We start from the raw sequence: 19,327 nt of genomic DNA, 5'->3' as shown, positions 1-19,327 counted from the left end.
GTCCGCCCGCCTTCATTGCCACAAAGTGAGTGCCGTTGCCACGATGTGAAAATCATGCGACCATCGGTGCATGACCTCCATCACGTCCGACGACGCCGCTGACGCCGCCGTCGGCGACGAGAAGCGCGGCAAGACGGACATGGTGGGCAAGGCTCTGAGCCTGCTCACCATGCTCGGCGACGCCCCGGGCGCCACGACCGCCGCGGACCTCTCCCGCCGCGCCGAGCTGCCGTTCAGCACCGCGTACCGGCTCCTGCAGTCACTCCAGCGCGCGGGGTTCGTCGACTTCGAGCCGGAGGGCAAGAAGTACAGCCTCGGCCTGCGCGTGTTCCAGCTCGGCCTGCACGTCTCCAACAGCCTCGGCTTCGCGGGCACCGCGACCCCCGTGCTCGAGCGGCTCACCGAGGAGACCGGCGAAGCGAGCATCCTGGCCGTCCTCGACGGCGACCGCTTCCTCACGGTCGCCAAGGTGGACGGCCCCAAGGCCTTCCGCGTCACGAGCGATCCCGGCTACCGCGGCCACCTCCACTGCTCGGCCTTCGGGAAGGCGCTCATCGCGTTCGCGCCCGAGAAGGAGCGCGAGCACCTCGTCGACACGGTGGACCTCGTCCCCGTCGCCCCGAGGACCATCACCGACCGCGCCCGGTTCCGCGCCGAGATCGAGCACGTCCGCGCCCAGGGCTACGCCGTCATGGACGAGGAGAACGAGGTGGGCATGCGCGCCATCGCCGTGCCCGTCCTCGCCGCCTCCGCGGACGGCGAGCCGCGCGCCCTCGCCGCCATCGCCTGCTCCGCCCCGACCGTCCGCATGGGCGTCGACGAGCTCGTCGCCCAGCTCCCCGCCCTCCGCCAGGCCGCCGAGGAGCTCGCGGCCCGCCTGCCCCGCCCCTGACCTTCCTTCGGATCTTCGAAAGGACTCTCCGTGAGCCTGCCCAGCGAGTCGTACCTGATCGGCCTGATCGGTGACGGCGTCACCCCCTCCCTCACCCCCGCCATGCACGAGCGCGAGGGGGCCGCGCACGGGCTCCTCTACCTCTACCGGCCCATCGACCTGACCGCCCTGGGCCTCCCGCCCGAGAGCGTCGGCGAGCTGGTCCGCGCCGCCCGCAACCTCGGCTACAACGGGCTGAACATCACCCATCCGTGCAAGCAGCTCGTCATCGGGCACCTCGACGAGGTGGACGAGAACGCCGCCCGCCTCGGCGCCGTCAACACCGTGGTGATCGGCGAGGACGGGCGCACCGTGGGCCACAACACCGACTTCTCCGGCTTCCTCACCGCCTTCCGCGCGGGCCTGCCCGACGCCGCGCTCGGCCACGTGGTCCAGCTCGGAGCCGGCGGCGCGGGCTCCGCCGTCGCCTACGCCCTCCTCACCGCCGGCGTGGAGCACCTCACCATCGTGGACCTCGACCCCGCGCGCGCCGGGGCACGCGCCGCCGAGCTGGCCGCGCTCTTCCCCGCGGCGTCCGTCACGGCAGGCACGACGGCGGCCCTCGCCACGCTGCTGCCGGAGGCGGACGGCGTCGTGCACTGCACCCCCGTGGGGATGGCCGCTCACCCGGGCACCCCCTTCGACACCTCGCTCCTGACCCCCAGCCACTGGGTCGCGGACATCGTCTACCGGCCGATCGAGACCCAGCTGGTGCGGGACGCCCGCGCGATCGGCTGCCGAGTGCTGGACGGCGGGCGCATGGCCGTGGGCCAGGCCGTGGACGCGTTCCGCATCTTCACCGGCCTCGAGCCGGACGCCGAGCGGATGCGCGCGCACTTCCTCGGGCTCATCGAGGAGGAGAACCGGCGCGGGGCCCTCGCGGCCGGGGCCGCCTGATGCGCACCGGGATCGCGACCGTCTGCCTGTCCGGCACGCTCGAGGAGAAGATGCGCGCCGCCGCGAAGGCCGGGTTCGGCGGCATCGAGATCTTCGAGACGGACCTCGTCACCTCGCCCCTGAGCCCCGAGCACGTGCGCGCCCTCGCCGCGGACCTCGGCCTCGGGCTGGACCTGTACCAGCCGTTCCGGGACTTCGACTCGGTGCCCGAGGAGCTCTACCGCGCCAACCTGCGCCGCGCCGAGGCGAAGTTCCGCCTCATGGGCCGGCTCGGGATGGACACCATCCTCGTGTGCTCGAACGTCGCCACCGCGAGCATCGACGACGACGCCCTGCGCGCCGAGCAGCTCCACGGCCTCGCCGAACTCGCCGCGGGCCACGGCGTGAAGGTCGCGTACGAGGCGCTCGCGTGGGGCACGTACGTCAACGACTACGAGCACGCGTGGAGGATCGTGGCCGACGCCGGCCACCCGAACCTCGGCACGTGCCTCGACACGTTCCACATCCTCGCCCGTCTTCCCTCCGGGGGCCCGGACACCGCGTCGATCGAGAAGATCCCGGGCGAGAAGATCTTCTTCGTCCAGGTCGCCGACGCCCCCAAGCTCTCGCTGGACGTGCTCTCGTGGAGCCGCCACTACCGCGTGTTCCCGGGCGAGGGGCAGTTCGACCTGCCCAAGTTCCTCGGGCATGTAGCACGGGCGGGCTACAACGGCCCGGTGTCCCTCGAGGTCTTCAACGACACCTTCCGGCAGGCCGACGTGGAGCGCACCGCCGTGGATGCGATGCGCTCGCTCATCTGGCTCGAGGAGCGCACCGCGCGGCACCTCGCGGTCGAGGCCGGGGGGCACGGCGCCGCTGGTTCCGCGGAGGGCCCCTCGCCGGCAGAGCTGGCCCGGGCCTCCCGCGCCTATGCCATGCCGCTCACCACGCTCCCGCAGGTCGCCCCGCCCACCGGCATCAACTTCGCCGAGGTCATCTCGGCCGACGGCGCCCCACGCACCGCCGAGCTCGAGCGGCTCCTCGCCCAGCTCGGCTTCGCCTCCCGCGGCGAGCACCGCACCAAGCCCGTCTCGCTGTGGACCCTCGGCGACGCCCGGATCGTGCTCAACCGGCAGCAGGCCCGCGGGCTCGAGCCGGCCATCTCCGCGCTCGGCTTCGACGTCGAGGACGGCGTCGCCGCGGCCGCCCGCGCCGTGCAGCTCAGGGCCGTCCCCGTGCCCCGGCCCTCGCAGGCCAACGAGGAGATCCTCCAGGCCGTCAACGCCCCCGACGGCACCGAGGTCTTCCTGTGCGAGGACACCCGCTGGGTGGCGGAGTTCGGCGAGGACCAGGCCGGCGCCCCCGCGGGAGGCGAGGGGACAGACGACGGCGAGCGGTCGCCGTCGTCCGTCGGATCGCCATCCGCCGGATCGCCATCCGCCGGATCGCCTTCCGCCGGCTCCGGCACCGCGCGCATCGACCACATCAACCTCGCCCAGCCGTGGCAGCACTTCGACGAGGCGGTGCTGTTCTACTCGTCGGTGCTCGCGCTCACCCCGGAGGCGTCGCAGGACGTCTCGAGCCCCACGGGGCTCGTGCGCTCGCAGGTCATGCAGACGGCTAGGCCCGAGGGCGGGCTGGGGCGGCGGGACGTGCGGCTCGCGCTGAACCTGGCGCCGTGGATCCAGTCGGACTCGGTCAAGGGCGCTCGGACGGACACCTTCCAGGAGCATGTGGCGATCGAGGTGGACGACCTCGTGGCCCACGCCCGGGCGTGCCGCGGCAGGGGGCTGCCATTCCTGCCGATCCCCGAGAACTACTACGAGGACCTCGACGCCCGGTACGACCTCGAGCCCGGCTTCCTCGCGACGCTGCGCGGGCTGGACCTGCTGTACGACCGCGACGCCCAGGGCGCGTTCCTGCACTTCTACACCGCGAGCGTGGGCAGCGTGTTCTTCGAGGTGGTGCAGCGGCTCGGCGGGTACGACGGCTTCGGCGCGCCCAACGCGCCCGTGCGCCACGCGGTGCAGCACGCCGTGCGGCACGGGGCCCGGCCCGGCGGCTGAGGCCGATGGTCCGAGGGCCTGCCCTTCCCGGAGTGGGGGTTGAAGTATAGAGTCGGCTTATATCTAACGATGCCGATACTCGGAAGGATGATGGGATCGATGCTCCGCCCCGAGATGAACCTCCTCGTCGCCCTCGATGCCCTGCTGTCCGAGAAGAGCGTCACGAAGGCCGCGGCGAAGCTGGGCCTCACGCAGCCAGCTCTCAGCGCGTCGCTCGCCCGGCTGCGGCGCCACTTCAACGACCAGCTCCTGGTCCGGGACGGGAACTCCTACCGCCTCACTCCGCTGGCAGCGCGCCTGGCCGACCCCACCGCGAACGCGCTGGACGCCGCCAGGAAGGTCTTCGCGAGCGAGGCCGTCTTCGACCCGTCGACGTCCACGCGCGAGTTCCAGATCTACGGCTCGGACTACGCCTTCGCTGCCATCGGGAGCCGGGTCTCCACGGCGGTCCGCGAGATCGCTCCGTCGGTGCGGTTCCGGTTCATGCAGCACACGCCCGCCATCGTCGAGGATCGCCTGGACACCCTGCGGACGGTCGACGGCATCCTGCTGCCGCACGGCTTCACCTCAGGACTGTCCGGCATCGACGTGTTCGAGGACAACTGGCTCTGCGTAGTCGCCAAGGACAACGAGGCAGTCGGGGAGCAGCTGACCATCGCGAATCTGCGCGAGCTGCCCTGGGTGTTCACCTACCAGAGCCGCAGCGCCTTCACGCCGGCCGCCCGCCAGCTGCAGATGTCCGGGATCGATCCCCACGTCGACGTCGTGGTGGAGGGTTTCCTCGCGCTGCCCTATTTCATCGCCGGCACCGAGCGCATCGGGTTCATCCAGGCAGCGCTCGCCGACAGGGTGACGGCGCTCGGCGATCTGCGGCTCATCGAGCCGCCCTTCGACATCGTGCCGCTCCGGGACGCCCTCTGGTGGCACCCGGCCCACGACGAGGATCCGGGCCACCACTGGATGCGGGAGCAGTTCCGCCTGCATGGGAACGTCGCGGACGAGGCCGCGGCGTCCTGACCGACGGAGCTGCTCCCGAGTGAGACCGGGGGCGGAGGAATCAGAGGCGCCCGACCCACTCGGTGACCCGGTCGAGAGTCCGGTGGGCTTCGGGCAGTTCGGGCCGATCGATGTGCCCGTGGTGCGCGTCCCTCTCCAGGTACAGCTCGACGGCGACGTTGGCGGTGCGGAGCGTTTCGGCGAATGCCTCGCCGGAGGGGCGCAGATCGTCTTCCTCGCACACGACGACGAGCGTCGGCGGGCAGCCGTAGCCGTCGCCGAGGCCCGGGAAGACGCAGGGATCTGCGAGGGCTTCCGCCGAGCCTGCGAAGTTGAGCGCGAGCTGGCCATGCGGAGCCGCCGCATCCGGTTCCTGCCCGGGATGAGTGGAGGAGGGGTGCAGCGCGGGATAGACGAGGAGGAGGCCGGCCGGTACATCGTTGCCCGCCCTGCGGCGCCGTTCGACGGCACCGGCGGCAAGCGCGCTGCCGGCGCTCGCGCCGCCGAGCAGGAGCCGCTGCGGTGGAACGCCGAGGAGCTCCATGCTCTTCTGGCGGACGTCGGCGAACACGGCCAGGGCGTCGTCGGAGGGCGCCGGGTAGTGCACGCCGCCTAGGCACTTCGTGTAGTCCGCTGCCACGACGGGGATCCCCCGCGCGGCCAGCTCCATCGAGACCCAGTGCGATTCGGGCATATCGAGGGTGCCGCCCACGAACCCGCCGCCGTGGAACCAGACGAGTCCGAATCCGGTGGGCGTGCTCGCGGGGTCGCTGTAGATGCGGGTGGGCAGGTCTCCCCGCGGTCCCGGGACGCTCCTGTCGGTGATCTGCACGCCGGCGAGCCGCGGGAACCGGCGCACCAGCGAGGCCGTGTCGATGTCCGTGCGCGGATCGTCGGGCTCGCCGTTGGCCGTGAGCCAGCCGATCATCTCGGCGACCGACATCCGGCGGAGGTCGTCGATGTCAGGCATGCTCCTTCACCGCCTTCGAGCCGGGCCGCTGCCGGGCCCGGGGGATTGCGGGGGAGGGGAGCGGCTGGCCGACGATGTTGGTGACCGTCCCGAGGCCCTCGACCGTCAGGGTCACCTCGTCGCCGGGTCGCAGCGGGGGAGGGGTGAGCTCGCCGGCGCGGCCCCACAGCTCGGCGAGGCACCCGGAACCTGCGGTCCCGGACCCGAGGAGGTCCCCCGGGACGATGCGGGAGTCGCGGGACGCGTACGCGAGCAGGTCGCGGAACGGCCAGCCCATGTTGGCCAGTGTGTCCCGACCGATCTCGCGCCCGTTGACCGAGACCGCCATGGCCAGGTCGAGGAAGCCGTCCGCGTCGAGGCGGTCCGCGACCTCGTCCGCCGTCGTGATCCACGGCCCGAGCGTCGAGGCGAAGTCCTTGCCCTTGCACGGCCCGAGCCGGACCTGCATCTCGCGGGACTGGAGGTCGCGCGCGGACCAGTCATTGAACACCGCATAGCCGAAGATGTGCTGCTGGGCTTCCTCGGGGGTGAGGCTGCGGCCGTCGCTCCCGGGGACACCGCCGACGACGGCGGCCACCTCCAGCTCGAAGTCGAGGCGCTCGCTCGCGGGCGGAACCAGCGTCTGGCCGGTGGCGAGGAGCGTGTGGGGATTGGTGAAGTAGAACGTGGGAGCCTCGTACCACTGCGGCACTACCCCGTTCGAGGAGTCAACGCTCCGCACGACACCCTCGACATGCTCCTCGAAGGCCACGAAGTCGCGGATCGCGGGGGGCCGGAGCGGGGTCAGGAGCACGACGTCCGCCAGCGGGCGGCCCGCTCCGCCCGCCGCGCCGCGGCCGTACTCGAGCGCGCGCGCCAGCCCCCAGTCGAGCAGGTCCTGGATCCCCACGCCGTCGGTGAAGGGGACGGCGCGGTCGTCGATGACGAGGCCTTCCTCCACCTGGTCGGAGTACTGCCAGCGTGCGAGCTTCACGACGGGTTCCTTTCGAGGATGCCGGCCAGCAGTGTCGCGGCGTTGCCCCGAAGGAGGGCGTCGGCCTCGCGGTCGTCCAGGCCGGCGGCGAGCACGGCGGCGACGGGATCCTCAGCCCCCATGTCGAAGGGGTAGTCGGATCCCAGGAGCACCTGGGACGGCCCAGCGGCCTCGACCAGGGCGGCGAGCTGACGGGGCGAATGGGTGAGCGAGTCGAACCAGATCCGCCGCAGGTAGGACGACGGCGGCTCCGCGCACGAGTGCGAGTCGGGCCGGGTGTGCCAGGCATGGTCGCTGCGCCCTATCACGGTGGGCAGGTAGCCGCCCCCGTGAGCAGCCACGATGCGCAGGCCGGGGTGGCGGTCGAGGACCCCGCCGAAGATGAGGTGCGAGAGCGCGACGGCGTTCTCTGCCGGCTGCCCCACAGTGTTCGACAGGTAGAAGCGGTCCAGGCGCTCATCGAGGCTGCAGCCGAAGGGGTGCAGGAAGAGCAGCGCCTGCGTCTCCTCCGCCCGGGACCAGAAGGCGTCGAGCCGGGGATCGCTCAGCTCCACGTCCTGCGCGAACGAGGAGATCTCGACCCCGACCAGCCCCATGCCGAGTGCGTCGTCGAGGAGGTCCGGGCAGAGATTCGGGTGCTGCTGGGCGACGATCCCGAGCCCTACGAGGCGATCGGGGGCCTCGGCGACGAGGGCGGCGACGGCGCGGTTCGCCGCTCGGGCATTCCGATCCGCGAGGTCGCGGCCTGCCCACGGGTAGAAGTGCGAGGGCGACGGTGAGACGACCTGGACGTCGACTCCGGCCAGGTCCATGTCCGCGAGCCGCCGGCCGAGGACTGTGAGGCGCTCGAAGCGCTCGCCGATCATCCGTCCCGAGGCCGCCGCCGACTCGGGGCCCTGGCGTTTCAGGTCGAGGTCTGCAGCGGCCGCGAAGCCCTCCGGATCGGACTGCTGCGCGGAGGCCTGGAGCGCGGGCAGGAGGACGTGGGCGTGCACGTCGACCACGGGCCGCTGTCCCGCACCGATGCCGGCGCTCATGCCGGCTGGCTCACGGTCATGGCCACGCGCCGCATGAGGCCGGGCACGTCGGCGTCCCGCTCGTGGGCGATGAGCCAGTCGGCGAGCTGCGAGGATGCGTCGACCACCTCCCGCAGGCGGGGAAGGCGGCGGTCCTGGAACTCCGCCCAGACCGAGGAGTCCAGCCCCTCGGAGGCGAGCAGGATCTCGGCGAGCACCACGGCATCCTCGAGGGACATCGCCGCGCCCTGCGCCATCGTGGGTGGGCAGCTGTGGGCTGCGTCCCCGATGACGACGACGCGCCCTCGGTTCCAGGGGCCGTCGATGAGGTGGCGCGTGAACCAGGTGTAGTTGATGCGGGAGTCGGCGCCGAGCGATGCACGGACCTCGTCCCATGGGCCGTGGTAGCCGGCCGCGAGGGTCCGCATCGTGGCGAGCTGCTCCTCGGGGCTCAGGACGGTGCGGTCCTGGGCCTCCTCGACGAGGTAGGCGTACATCCGGTCGGGACCGGTCGGGCAGTAGCCGGCGATGTAGCAGGGGCCGCCGTAGACGAGGTCGGTGTGGGTGACCTGCTCGGGGCGCGGCACGAACGCGCGCCAGATCCCCATGCCGTTCTGCTGCGGGCGCGCGTCGATCCCGATCAGCTCACGCACCGCGGAGTGGAGTCCGTCGGCGCCGATGACGAGGTCGAAGCGCCCGGTCCGCCGGGTGGCGCCCTCGATCCATTCGAGGTCAACGCCGGTCTCGTCCTGCCGCAGGCTGTCGACCTTGGCGCCCCAGTGCAGCCGGACGCCGGCCTTCTCTGCCCGCTCGACGAGGATGGCGGCAAGGTCGGGCCGGTACATGCCGATCGTCGCGGGGTAGTCTTCGCCGCCCATCTTGGCGTCGGGGATGACGGCGATGACCGATCCTTCCGGGTCCGGGGCGCGGAGGCCGAGGATGTCGAACGGGTAGGAATTCTCCTGCACCTGTTCCCAGACCCCGAGCTGGTCGAGGATGCGGCAGGCGTTGCCCTGGATGGTGATCCCGGAACCGAGGGCGCTCACCTCGGGCTTGGCGTCGAAGAGATCGACCTCGACGCCGCCCTCGGCGAGGAGGATGGCGGCGGCGGCGCCGGCGAAGCCGGCGCCCACGACGCCGACGTGCGAGACAGCGGGCATGACGGGCTCCTTCACTTACTTCATGGCAATCGGGTTGACGGGCGCTCCCACGGCGCCGGTGACCTTGAGCGGCGCCGCGACGAGCAGGAACTCCCAGACACCGTCGGCGGCGCAGTCCTGCGCGAGGGAGTCCAGGTCCCACAGCTCCCCGATGGTGAGCCCCATGTTGGGGATGGCCACTTGGTGCAGGGGCTGGAAGGCGTTGTGGAACTCATTCGGCCGGACTTCGAACCCCCACGTGTCGGTGGCCACCGCGGCCACCTCGCGATCGTGGAGCCAGCCGGCCGTCGTGAAGGAGAGCCCGGCGCTGGGACCGCCGGCGTAGCCGTTCCACCCTTCGCGCCGCGCCCTGGTGAGCCGGCCGGTGCGCACCAGGAGCAGGTCGCCGCGGCGTACCTCGGCCGTCTCGCCCTGGGCAGCGATGGTCGCCTCCAGATGCTCGGCGGTGATCGCGAAGCCGTCGGGCAGTTCGCCGTCGTCCTCCAGATGGCGTCCCACGTCGAGGAGGACGCCGCGCCCGGTCAGCGCCGAGCTCATGTGCTCGATGCCGGTGACCTGGTCGCCCTCACTCGTCACGACGCGGCCGGCCGGGCGGCCGTTCCAGGCCTTGCCCCGGTCGAAGATGTGGCCGAGGCCGTCCCACTGGGTCGAGGCCTGGAGGGGCATGGCGATGACGTCGTCGGCTCCGCCGATGCCGTGCGGGAACCCCTGGTCACCGAACTCGGCGTCGAGGCCGGTGTCGAGCATGGTGTGCACGGGGTTGGTGCGGCGGCGCCAGCCGTTCTGCGGCCCATGCTCGTCGAAGGACTGCGAGAGGCTGAAGACGGCGCCGCGGCGCACCAGGGCGGCGGCATCGCGCCGGCCCTCGGGGGTGATGAAGTTCGCGGTGCCGCGGCGGTCGTCCTCGCCCCAGCGGCCCCAGTTCCGGCAGGCCTTGGCGGCGCGTGCGATCTCGTTGTCCGGGTCGCTCCAGTCGATCTGCGGCGTGGTGGTCACTGGTCCCCCTCGACGCAGCGGAAGCGCTGGGTCCCCAGCCCGGAAATCGAGCCGACGAGCTCGTCGCCGGGGCGGAGGAAGATGCCGCGCGCCTGCCCGTTGCCGGCCGGGCTGCCGGTCAGGAGCAGGTCACCCGGCAGGAGCGGCACGGTCTGGGATGCTGCGGAGACGAGGGCGGGCAGGCCGAAAAGCAGGTCGTCCGTGGAGGCGGCCTGCATGGTCTCGCCGTTGACGTCCAGCCGGAGCGTGAAGCTGTCTGCTGCCGGCAGGTCCCCGGCGGGCACGGCGAAAGGGCCGGTGGGGTTGAACCCGGGTGAGTTCTTCGCCCGGTACCAGTCGGTCCCGATCTCGGGCATGTCCTTGCGGAACACGAGGTCCCTCGTGGTGATGTCGTTGACGATCGTGTAGCCCCACACGTGGTCCATGGCCTCCTCGCGGGAGACACGGAAGGCCGGCGTGCCGATGATCGCCGCGAGCTCGAGCTCCCAGTCGTGCCGGTCGCTGGACGCGGGGAGGGACAGGTCGGCGCCGGGCGCCGCGACCGTCTGCGGGAGGCCGATGAAGAAATAGGGGTCGCCGTGCGCCGCGCGCTCGTCCATCATGGTCGCGGCGGCCTCGCGGACCTCCTCGACCGACCGGGGGTCGTCGGGGGAGCGGTGGCCGACCACGAGGCCGATCACGTGGGTGCGGTAGTTCGCGCCGGTCTGCAGGAGCTGGCGGGGCTCGACCGGGGCGGCGAGCGTCACCGCCTCGAGGGGACGCCCGGCGTCGTGCGCGGCTTCCCGGATGCGGGGAGCGACCTCGTCCCAGTGCTCGAAGAGGTCGTTGAAGCAGCTGAGCCCGAGGGAGGCGAGGTCGAGGGCGTGCACCCGCCCCTCTGTCAGGACGCCGGGAAGGGTGCGGCCGTCCTCCTCGTACCGCACGAGGGCGAACTTCGGCACGGGCCCGTGTGCGAGATGGGCCGCGTCGTCTTCGGGGGGCATCGTTGCTCCTTCTCATCGCTGTGCTGCTCGCGCGGGCCACTGTGTGGCGCCGCGCACATCCATCACTCTGCCCTACCACGAAGGCAAAGCCAAGATCGATGCAGCAATGCTGCACATCGATTTTGGTGATGTTGTTTGGGCTCGCGTGACATCATTTTGAATGATGTAGCAGATAGTCAAACCGCACTTCCTTTATAGCCGGCCGCTCACTAGCGTGGTGGCAAAGCCCGGCCCCCCTGAGCCGGAACACAGACGGAAGGATCGATGATGATCACACTGCTTTCCCACCTCTCCTATGTGGCGATCACCGCCCCGGACGTCGAGAAGTCGGTGAAGTTCTACGAGGAGCATGTGGGCCTCGATGTAGTCGACCGGGTCGGCGAGGACGTCTACCTCCGCTGCTGGGGCGACTACTACCGCTACAGCGTGGTCGTGAAGCCGGGCAGCGAGCCCTCGCTCGCCACGATGGCCTGGCGCACCACGAGCGCGGAGGCGCTCGATGAAGCCGTCTGCCGCATCGAGGCCAAGGGCATCGCGGGCGAGTGGGTCGACCTGCAGGCCTTCGGCAAGGGCTACACCTTCGTGGGCCCGTGGGGCCACTCGATGACGCTTCACTGGGACGTCGAGCACTACCGGGCCGAGGCGAACGCCTCGATCTACCCCGACCGCCCCGGCCGCCGCAGCCGGCACCTCGGTGCCCCTCGCCAGCTCGACCACGTGACCATCGCCGCCTCGGACGTGGATGCCTTCGCCGCCTGGTACAACGAGGTCCTCGGCTTCCGCATCATGGCGCGCACCGTGCTCGACGAGGCGCCCCTCTCGGTCTTCAGCGTCCTCACCACGAACGAGAAGTCCCACGATCTCGGCGTCGTGCTCGACGGCTCGACCCGCGCCGGCCGAGTCAACCACTACGCGTTCTGGGTCGACACCAGGGAGGACCTCCTCCAGGCCGCCGACGTGCTCATGGAGAATGGCACGCCGATGGAGTACGGGCCCTCCATCCACGGCATCGGCGAACAGAACTTCCTCTACTTCCGCGAGCCCTCGAGCCTGCGCATCGAGATGAACACCGGCGGCTACCGCAACTACGTCCCGGACTGGGAGCCGAACACGTGGAAGCCGTCCCTCGGCTCCAACAACTTCTACCGCAACAGCGCGATGCCGATGTCGATGACCGAGTCCTTCCCGGCCGCCGACGGCCCGAGCGCCACGGAGGAGGGCGTGCCGGACGAGATCCGCGACGCGCTCCTCAACCCGTACGCCCAGCACGGCCGGGGCTGACCCGGTGGCGCGCTCGTTCCCCGCTGCCGTCGACGTCGCGATCGTCGGCAGCGGCCCCACCGGGGCCGCCTACGCACGCATCCTGAGCGAGCGGCTGCCCGAGGCGACGATCGCGATGTTCGAGGTCGGGCCGCTCCTGGCGGACCCGCCGGGGCTCCACGTGAAGAACATCGCCGACGACGCCGCCCGGGCGCGGGCCCAGCGCGGCTCGGAGGGGCTCCACCCCCACACGGTCGTCGCGGGGGAGCGCTCCTATGCGGACCCGTCGCGGCGGGTCGTGCGGCCGGGCACGTTCCTGCTCCCCGAGTCCCCGGATCCCGCCGACGGCGCCGGCATGCCGGCCCTCGCGATGTCCGCGAACGTCGGCGGCATGGGCGCGCACTGGACCTGCGCGTGCCCGGTCCCCGGCGAGTCGGAGCGCATCGGGTTCCTGCCCGAGTTGGACGACTGGCTGCGCGAGGCCCAGCGGATCCTCGGGGTCAATCCGGACCCCTTCGCCGGCGCGCCGTTCGCCGACGTCGTCCGGGAGCGCCTCGCCGCCGAGTTCGACCGCGACCGGGCACCCGGCCGGCGCATAGCCCCTATGCCCCTGGCGGTGACCGTGCACGACGACGGGTCGCTCGCCTGGAGCGGCCCCGATGTCGTCTTCGGCGCCGTGACCCGCTCCAATCCGCGCTTCGAGCTGTTCGCCGAGGCCCAGGTGCAGCGCGTGCTCGTCGAGGACGGACGCGCCGTGGGAGTGCGCGTCCTCGACAGGCAGAGCGGCGAGGCCCACGAGGTCCGGGCCCGGGCCGTGGTCGTCGCAGCCGACGCGCTGCGGACGCCCCAGCTGCTCTTCGCCTCCGAGGTGCGGCCCGAGGCCCTCGGCCGGTACCTCAACGACCAGCCGCAGATCGTCTTCGCCGTCCGCCTTGACGGAGTGGACGACGCTGAGGTGGACCACCGGCGCGCGGCCGAGGACGGCACGATCGTCGAACAGGGCGGCGTTTCGTGGGTCCCGTTTACGGACAGGGAGCCGTTCCACGGGCAGGTCATGCAGCTCGATGCCTCGCCGATCCCGCTGGTTGACGAGGACGAACCGGCGCCCGGCACCATCGTGGGCCTCGGCTGGTTCTGCGCCAAGGACCTCCGCCCCGAGGACCGGCTCGAGTTCTCGCCGACGCGGCTGGACGAGTGGGGCCTTCCCGCCGTCGCCGTCCACTACGGGCTCACCGAGCGCGACCACGCAACCATCGACGCGGCACAGGCCGCGATCCGGCGCGCCGCGGGCGCCCTCGGTCGGCCCATCGGCGACGCGCCGCTCGTGCTGGCGCCGGGCGCGTCCCTGCACTACCAGGGCACTACCCGCATGGGAGCCCACGACGACGGCACGTCGGTCTGCGGGCCCACGAGCCAGGTCTGGGGCGTGGACGGGCTCTACGTCGCGGGGAACAACGTCATCCCGACGCCCATCGCGTGCAACCCGACGCTCACGTCGGTCGCGCTCGCGGTCGGCGGCGCGCGGGACATCGCGGCGCGTCTCGGCGCGCAGCTCGTCTCCGACACCGAAGGAGGAAGAAGTGCTTGACACGACCATGATCCAGACGCGCGGATTCCGGAACCGCGACGACGGCGGCTTCGAACTGAGGGTCCGCCTCCCCTACTACCGCGGCCAGTGGGCCAGCCTCCTCGAGGGGGCCTCGGTCACTGTCGACGGCGTCGCCTACCCCGCGGAGTCCGTCCGCTGGCGCCTCGGCGGCGAGGAGTACACGCTCGGCGAGCTGACGTCGTCGACCTCGCTGCGGTGGGCCGTCGACGAGCCGGCCACGCTCATCGTCCCCGCGTCGGAGCCCCTCGGCGTCGGATTCCATGACGTGGCCGTGGACCTCCGCCTGCGGATGTCCTACATCCCCGAAGAACTCCAGCCCACGATCTCGACCGAGGAACGCAGGATGGCGATCACACGATGAGCACGCAACCGACAGCAGCGGGCAGTGCCGACCTCAAGTACGGCGTCTCGCTCTACAGCTACACCAACGAGTACGGCGTCACGCTCACGCTCGAGGACTGCATCGAGGACGTCGCCGACCTCGGCGCCACCGGCATTGAGATCCTCGGCGAGGCGCACATCCCCGGCTACCCCGGACCCAAGGCCGAGTGGGTCGACTCCTGGTTCATGGCGCTCGAGCGGTACCGGCTCGAGCCCACGTGCTACGGCTCGTGGGTGGACACACGCCGCTTCGCCGGGCGGAGCCTGACCGAGGATGAGGCCGTCAACCAGCTCGAGACGGACCTCCGGCTCGCGGCCCGGCTCGGCTTTCGCTTCCTGCGCCCCAAGCTCGGCGTCGTCACCTCCGATCTCGAGCCGGACCCCGTCTGGGAGCCGGCCACCGAACGCGTGCTCGACCTCGCGGCCGAGCTCGACGTGGTCATCTGCCCCGAGATCCACTGGCCCTCGGTCATCAAGTCCAAGGTCGTCGACGACTACCTCGGATTCATCGACCGCACCGGAACCGAGCACTTCGGGCTGCTCATGGACACCGGTGTCTTCCAGACGTCGATGCACCGCCGGGGGGGCGGGGTCGCGAGCCGTCTGGGTGACGGCTCCGCCCGGCCGCCGATCACGCCCGTGGTCCCGGTCTCGGACCTCGAGGACGTCATCGACAAGGTGGTGCACATCCAGGCGAAGTTCTACGAGATCGACGACGAGCTCGTGGACCGCCACATCCCGTGGCGGGAGATCCTCGACGTGCTCGACCGGCACCAATGGAGCGGCTACCTCTCGAGCGAATACGAGGGCGACTACGCGACGGGCCGGGCCGCGGACCAGCTGCGACGCCAGCACGCGCTGCTGCGACTCCTCGCCGCTGAGAAGCAGAGCTGAAGAGAGAAGGAGGGAACGCGATGACGCGACCTATCACCTTGTTCACCGGCCAATGGGCCGACCTGCCGTTCGAGGAGGTGGCCCGGCTCGCGGGCGAATGGGGCTACGACGGGCTTGAGATCGCCTCGTGGGGCGACCACCTCGACGTCTCCCGCTGGGACGACGACGCCTACGTCGCCGGCCGCCGCGAGATCCTCGAGCGCAACGGCCTCCAGGTGTTCGCGATCTCGAACCACCTCGTGGGGCAGGCGGTGTGCGACGATCCGATCGACGAGCGGCACCGGGACATCCTCCCGGAGCGGGTGTGGGGCGACGGGGAACCCGAGGGCGTCCGCCGCCGCGCCGCAGCGGAGATGAAGGACACCGCGAGGATGGCGGCCAAGCTGGGCGTGAAGACCGTGACCGGCTTCACCGGCTCGGCGATCTGGAAGACGGTGGCGATGTTCCCGCCGGTCTCGGAGAAGATGATCGAGGCCGGGTACCGGGACTTCGCCGACCGGTGGAACCCGATCCTGGACGTCTTCGACGAGGTCGGCGTGCGCTTCGCGTTCGAGGTGCATCCGTCCGAGATCGCGTACGACTACTGGACCGCGAAGCGCGCGCTCGAGGAGATCGGCCACCGGCCCGCGTTCGGCATCAACTGGGACCCGAGCCACATGGTCTGGCAGCAGGTCGACCCGGTCGGCTTCCTCCTCGACTTCTCGGACCGGATCTACCACGTGCACTGCAAGGACTCGAAGGTCCAGACCGGTGACGGGCGCGCCGCCCGCCTTTCCTCGCACCTCGCGTGGGCCGATCCCCGCCGGGGCTGGGACTTCGTCTCGGTTGGCCTGGGCGATGTCCCATGGCAGCGCTGCTTCCGCACCCTCAACGCGATCGGCTACGAGGGCCCCTTCTCGGTTGAATGGGAGGACGCCGGGATGGACCGGCTCGTCGGGGCGCCCCAGGCGCTCGACTTCGTCCGGCGCAACGCCCTCGAACCGTCCGCTGCCGCCTTCGACGCCGCGTTCTCCGCTGATGCGATGGGGAGGCGGTCATGACGACGCCGAGAGCAGCCAAGGCGCTGCGCGTCGCGATGATCGGGTACGGCTTCATGGGCGCGGCGCATTCGCAGGGCTGGCGCACCGCGCCGCGGTTCTTCGACCTCCCGCTCGAGGTGGACATGGCCGTCGTCGTCGGCCGCGATCGGGAGCAGGCCGAGAAGGCGGCCGCGAAGCTGGGCTGGCGCGAGGCAGCGACGGACTGGCGCGAGGTCATCGAGCGCGAGGACATCGACCTGATCGACATCTGCACCCCGAGCGACAGCCACGCGGAGATCGCCATCGCTGCGCTGCGGGCCGGGAAGCATGTGCTGTGCGAGAAGCCGCTGGCCAACACGGTCGGGGAGGCCGAGGCGATGGCCGAGGCCGCCGCGGAGGCCGCCGAGCGCAGGGTCTTCGCGATGGTCGGCTTCACCTACCGCCGGGTCCCGGCCACCGCTCTGGCCCGCGACCTGATTGCCGCAGGGGAGATCGGTGCGGTCCGGCAGGCCCGCGCCGCCTACCTCCAAGACTGGCTGGCCTCCGAAGACGCACCGCTCACCTGGCGGCTCGACAAGCGGATCGCCGGCTCCGGCGCCCTCGGCGACCTCGGCGCGCACATCGTGGACATGGTCCAGTACGTGACCGGCGAGAGCATCGAGTCCGTGAGCGGACTCCTGCGCACCTTCGTCACGGAGCGCCCGGTGCTCGGTTCCTCGGTGGGCCTGCCGGGAACGGGCGGCGCTGAGCGCGGGCCCGTGACGGTCGACGACGCGGCCCTCTTCACGGGAGCGCTCATCGGGGGCGGCGTGGCGACGTTCGAGGCGACGCGTATGGCAATGGGCCGCAAGAACGGCCTGCGCTTCGAGATCAGCGGCACGGAGGGCGCGATCGCGTTCGACCTCGAGCGGCTCAACGAGCTCGAGCTGTACACGACGTCCGACGGCGCCAACGCCGGCTTCCGCCGCATCCTCGTCACCGAGCCCGAGCACCCCTACGCGGGGGCCTGGTGGCCGGCCGGGCACGGGCTCGGCTACGAACACGGCTTCTCGAACCAGGTCAGGGACCTCGTGGGGGCGATCGCGGCGGGGAAGCAGCCCGCGCCGTCGTTCGCGGACGGACTGCAGGTCCAGCGGGTGCTGGACGCCGTCGAACGCAGCTCCGAGGCAGGGTCCGCCTGGCTCGACATCCACCCACTCGAAAGGAGCGTGACGTCATGACCTGGACCAAGTGGTCCTACATGGACCATTGGGTGACGCAGACGCCGCAGGGGCCTCTCCCACCGTCGTTCAACCGCGCCCACATGGACCGCTACATCAAGCAGCTCTCGTCCCTCGGATTCCGCGGTTTCGACACGTTCTTCTTCTACCTGCCGATGCTCGAGGGCATGTACGGCTCGGTGAAGAAGTTCGAGGAGTTCCTGCAGGACAACGGCTTCGACAAGATCACCGGCATCTTCTCGGCCTACCCCTACGCTACCGAGTACACCGCGCCGCACGTCCGGGAGACGCACGATCGCATCTTCGCGGACAGCCTCCACACGGTCCGCGCGCTCGAGGGGCTCTCGGTCGAGAACTTCATCGTCATGCCCTCGAGCACCTACTTCCAGACGGAGCCGGTCACCCACGACAAGATCAAGGCCATGGCCGAGCTGTGGAACCGCGTCGGCGAGATGACCCTCGAGCACGGCCTGAAGACCACGTGCCACTTCGAGTTCTGGGGCGCGATCCGCACCCGCGAGCAGCTCGATCTCTTCTTCGAGAACACGGACCCGCGCTATGTGCACTTCTTCTGCGACACCGCCCAGCACACCATCGCCGGCGTGGACCCGATCCAGATGTTCCGCGATTACCGTGACCGCTGCACCGGGTTCCACTTCAAGGACACCCATACCGTGGACACGAACGAGGCCTACCGGACCCCACCGGACGCCGAACTCATGGCCCCAGGGGTGGACCGCTGGTTCTACGAGATGGGCACGGAGGGCGGGCTCGTCGACTTCCCGGCGCTCATGCGCGAGATCGTCGCGTCCGGCTACGACGGCTGGCTGACGGTCGAGCACGACAAGGCTGACCTCGGCGGCGGCAGCTACGCCGAGGCGACGTGCGTGGCCAAGTGGTATATCGACACGGTGCTCGGCCAAGCCCAGGCGGAAGCCGAGGCGCAGCTCGTGACCGAGGGGAGCGTGCGGTGAAGGACACTCTGCGCTGGGCCTACGCCCTGAACCAGTGGAACCCGCGGATGGATGTCTTCGTGCGGCACGAGGAGCAGCTGAGGGCATTCCGCACCGTGTCCGTGCTGGGGTTCGAGCACATCGAGCTCTCCTCCGGCACGGGCCGGTGGGACAACCTCGGCCGGCCCGAGACCATCCTGCTCAACCACGGCAGCAGCGAAGGCTTCACAGCATTCCTCCGCCGGGGCTCGCTCGCCGGGGTCTCCAGCATGTTCTGGGACCCGGGCCAGCCGGCCGAGGAGGAGGGCTGGGAGTTCAGGACCCCGCTCGATCCCTCCCACCACGACGGGATCGTGGAGGCAGCCCGTCCGTTCATCCGGTTCCTCGCCGACATCGGCGCCGAGCAGCTCGTGGTGCGTCCCGTCGGCTCCGCCTGGATGACGGGCCTGCTCGATGACGGCGCGATCGGCCTCGTGGCCTCCCTGTGGAACCGGGTCGGCCAGGAGGCGCGGGAGGCCGGGATCGGCCTCGCCGCGCACTACGACTGCCTGTCCGGGATCCACACCCGCGCCCAGCTCGAGACGTTCCTCGGGGCGGCGGATCCGGCCCTCGTGGGCCTCGCCCTCGACACGGCCGAGTTCGCCATCGCCGGGATCGACCCCGTCGCCTTCCTCCGGGACCACGGAGACCGGGTGTCGCACGTCCACCTCAAGGACACCCGGTACGCCGACACGGGGGAGGAGTTCCTCGCTCCGGCCGCCGAGATGACCATGCTCCGGGGCGGCGCGGGACGCCGGATCGAGCGCTGGTTCTACGAGCTCGGCACCGAGGGCGGCCTGGTCGACGTCGAAGGGTTCGTGACGGAGCTGCGCGCCCAGGACTACCGCGGTTGGGTCGTCGTCGAGAGCGATCACGGCAGCAACCCGAGCGAGCTCGCCATGCTCAACAGCTGGTTCATCCAGCACGAGCTGGGGGTGGCCCGGGTCTGAGGAACGGAGGACGAAGGGGCGGCCCTGCAGGGAAT

General features: G+C 71.0%; 18 protein-coding genes. 12 read left to right on the top strand and 6 right to left on the bottom strand.

Annotated features, from left to right (window positions below; all coding sequences use genetic code 11):
• The first annotated feature begins 70 nt into the window (after positions 1-70).
• From J2W21_RS10335 to J2W21_RS10320, 4 genes are all read left to right on the top strand, one after another.
• A complete protein-coding gene (locus J2W21_RS10335) occupies positions 71-892 on the top strand; it encodes an IclR family transcriptional regulator (RefSeq protein WP_307114430.1) in 822 nt (273 codons plus the stop codon).
• A gap of 30 nt (positions 893-922) precedes the next feature.
• Entirely contained in the window at positions 923-1,828 is a 906-nt protein-coding gene (locus J2W21_RS10330; RefSeq protein ID WP_307114429.1) for a shikimate dehydrogenase, read from the top strand.
• Positions 1,828-3,873 carry a sugar phosphate isomerase/epimerase and 4-hydroxyphenylpyruvate domain-containing protein gene (locus J2W21_RS10325; RefSeq protein ID WP_307114428.1) on the top strand — a complete coding sequence of 682 codons (2,046 nt, stop codon included), beginning with the start codon at positions 1,828-1,830 and terminating at the stop codon, positions 3,871-3,873. The genes J2W21_RS10330 and J2W21_RS10325 overlap by 1 nt, the downstream gene beginning before the upstream one ends.
• Positions 3,874-3,963: 90 nt before the next feature.
• Positions 3,964-4,890 (top strand): LysR family transcriptional regulator, encoded by a 927-nt coding sequence (locus J2W21_RS10320; RefSeq protein WP_307114427.1) that lies wholly within the window; start codon positions 3,964-3,966, stop codon positions 4,888-4,890.
• Positions 4,891-4,930: 40 nt separating this feature from the next.
• Here the strand turns inward: J2W21_RS10320 and J2W21_RS10315 are convergent, their stop codons facing one another.
• Genes J2W21_RS10315 through J2W21_RS10290 form a run of 6 tightly spaced genes read right to left on the bottom strand, consistent with a single transcriptional unit; the run spans position 4,931 to position 10,967 of the window.
• Positions 4,931-5,839, bottom strand: a complete 909-nt coding sequence (locus J2W21_RS10315) for an alpha/beta hydrolase (protein WP_307114426.1) — start codon at positions 5,837-5,839, stop codon at positions 4,931-4,933.
• Positions 5,832-6,812: a fumarylacetoacetate hydrolase family protein gene (locus J2W21_RS10310; protein WP_307114425.1), complete on the bottom strand. Its 981-nt coding sequence runs from the start codon at positions 6,810-6,812 to the stop codon at positions 5,832-5,834. Before J2W21_RS10310 ends, J2W21_RS10315 begins: the two co-directional genes overlap by 8 nt.
• Complete coding sequence (locus tag J2W21_RS10305; RefSeq protein ID WP_307114424.1) at positions 6,809-7,849, bottom strand: amidohydrolase family protein; 1,041 nt, start codon at positions 7,847-7,849, stop codon at positions 6,809-6,811. The genes J2W21_RS10310 and J2W21_RS10305 overlap by 4 nt, the downstream gene beginning before the upstream one ends.
• The gene (locus J2W21_RS10300; RefSeq protein WP_307114423.1) at positions 7,846-8,988 is read right to left on the bottom strand and encodes an FAD-dependent monooxygenase; all 1,143 of its coding nucleotides are present in this window, start codon (positions 8,986-8,988) and stop codon (positions 7,846-7,848) included. Before J2W21_RS10300 ends, J2W21_RS10305 begins: the two co-directional genes overlap by 4 nt.
• A gap of 15 nt (positions 8,989-9,003) precedes the next feature.
• Positions 9,004-9,984 (bottom strand): cyclase family protein, encoded by a 981-nt coding sequence (locus J2W21_RS10295; RefSeq protein ID WP_373423098.1) that lies wholly within the window; start codon positions 9,982-9,984, stop codon positions 9,004-9,006.
• On the bottom strand, positions 9,981-10,967 hold the full coding sequence (locus J2W21_RS10290) for a fumarylacetoacetate hydrolase family protein (RefSeq protein WP_307114422.1): 987 nt from the start codon (positions 10,965-10,967) through the stop codon (positions 9,981-9,983). Before J2W21_RS10290 ends, J2W21_RS10295 begins: the two co-directional genes overlap by 4 nt.
• Before the next feature lie 267 nt (positions 10,968-11,234).
• Between J2W21_RS10290 and J2W21_RS10285 the strand changes: the two genes are divergently transcribed.
• From J2W21_RS10285 to J2W21_RS10250, 8 genes are read left to right on the top strand one after another with little or no spacing between them, the layout of a single operon-like run.
• Complete coding sequence (locus tag J2W21_RS10285; RefSeq protein WP_307114421.1) at positions 11,235-12,248, top strand: VOC family protein; 1,014 nt, start codon at positions 11,235-11,237, stop codon at positions 12,246-12,248.
• 4 nt (positions 12,249-12,252) lie between these two features.
• On the top strand, positions 12,253-13,815 hold the full coding sequence (locus tag J2W21_RS10280) for a GMC oxidoreductase (RefSeq protein ID WP_307114420.1): 1,563 nt from the start codon (positions 12,253-12,255) through the stop codon (positions 13,813-13,815).
• Positions 13,808-14,197, top strand: coding sequence for a C-glycoside deglycosidase beta subunit domain-containing protein (locus J2W21_RS10275; RefSeq protein WP_307114419.1), 390 nt, complete (start codon positions 13,808-13,810; stop codon positions 14,195-14,197). The genes J2W21_RS10280 and J2W21_RS10275 overlap by 8 nt, the downstream gene beginning before the upstream one ends.
• Positions 14,194-15,111 carry a sugar phosphate isomerase/epimerase family protein gene (locus tag J2W21_RS10270; protein ID WP_307114418.1) on the top strand — a complete coding sequence of 306 codons (918 nt, stop codon included), beginning with the start codon at positions 14,194-14,196 and terminating at the stop codon, positions 15,109-15,111. Before J2W21_RS10275 ends, J2W21_RS10270 begins: the two co-directional genes overlap by 4 nt.
• A gap of 20 nt (positions 15,112-15,131) precedes the next feature.
• Entirely contained in the window at positions 15,132-16,151 is a 1,020-nt protein-coding gene (locus tag J2W21_RS10265; RefSeq protein ID WP_307114417.1) for a sugar phosphate isomerase/epimerase family protein, read from the top strand.
• Positions 16,148-17,350 (top strand): Gfo/Idh/MocA family protein, encoded by a 1,203-nt coding sequence (locus J2W21_RS10260; protein ID WP_307114416.1) that lies wholly within the window; start codon positions 16,148-16,150, stop codon positions 17,348-17,350. The genes J2W21_RS10265 and J2W21_RS10260 overlap by 4 nt, the downstream gene beginning before the upstream one ends.
• Complete coding sequence (locus J2W21_RS10255) at positions 17,347-18,324, top strand: sugar phosphate isomerase/epimerase family protein (protein WP_307114415.1); 978 nt, start codon at positions 17,347-17,349, stop codon at positions 18,322-18,324. Before J2W21_RS10260 ends, J2W21_RS10255 begins: the two co-directional genes overlap by 4 nt.
• Positions 18,321-19,292 (top strand): sugar phosphate isomerase/epimerase family protein, encoded by a 972-nt coding sequence (locus J2W21_RS10250; RefSeq protein WP_307114414.1) that lies wholly within the window; start codon positions 18,321-18,323, stop codon positions 19,290-19,292. Before J2W21_RS10255 ends, J2W21_RS10250 begins: the two co-directional genes overlap by 4 nt.
• Positions 19,293-19,327: the final 35 nt, after the last annotated feature.

It is taken from the genome of Sinomonas atrocyanea (assembly GCF_030811715.1).
Lineage (GTDB): Bacteria > Actinomycetota > Actinomycetes > Actinomycetales > Micrococcaceae > Sinomonas > Sinomonas atrocyanea_A.
This window is presented reverse-complemented; position numbering and strand designations above follow the sequence as displayed.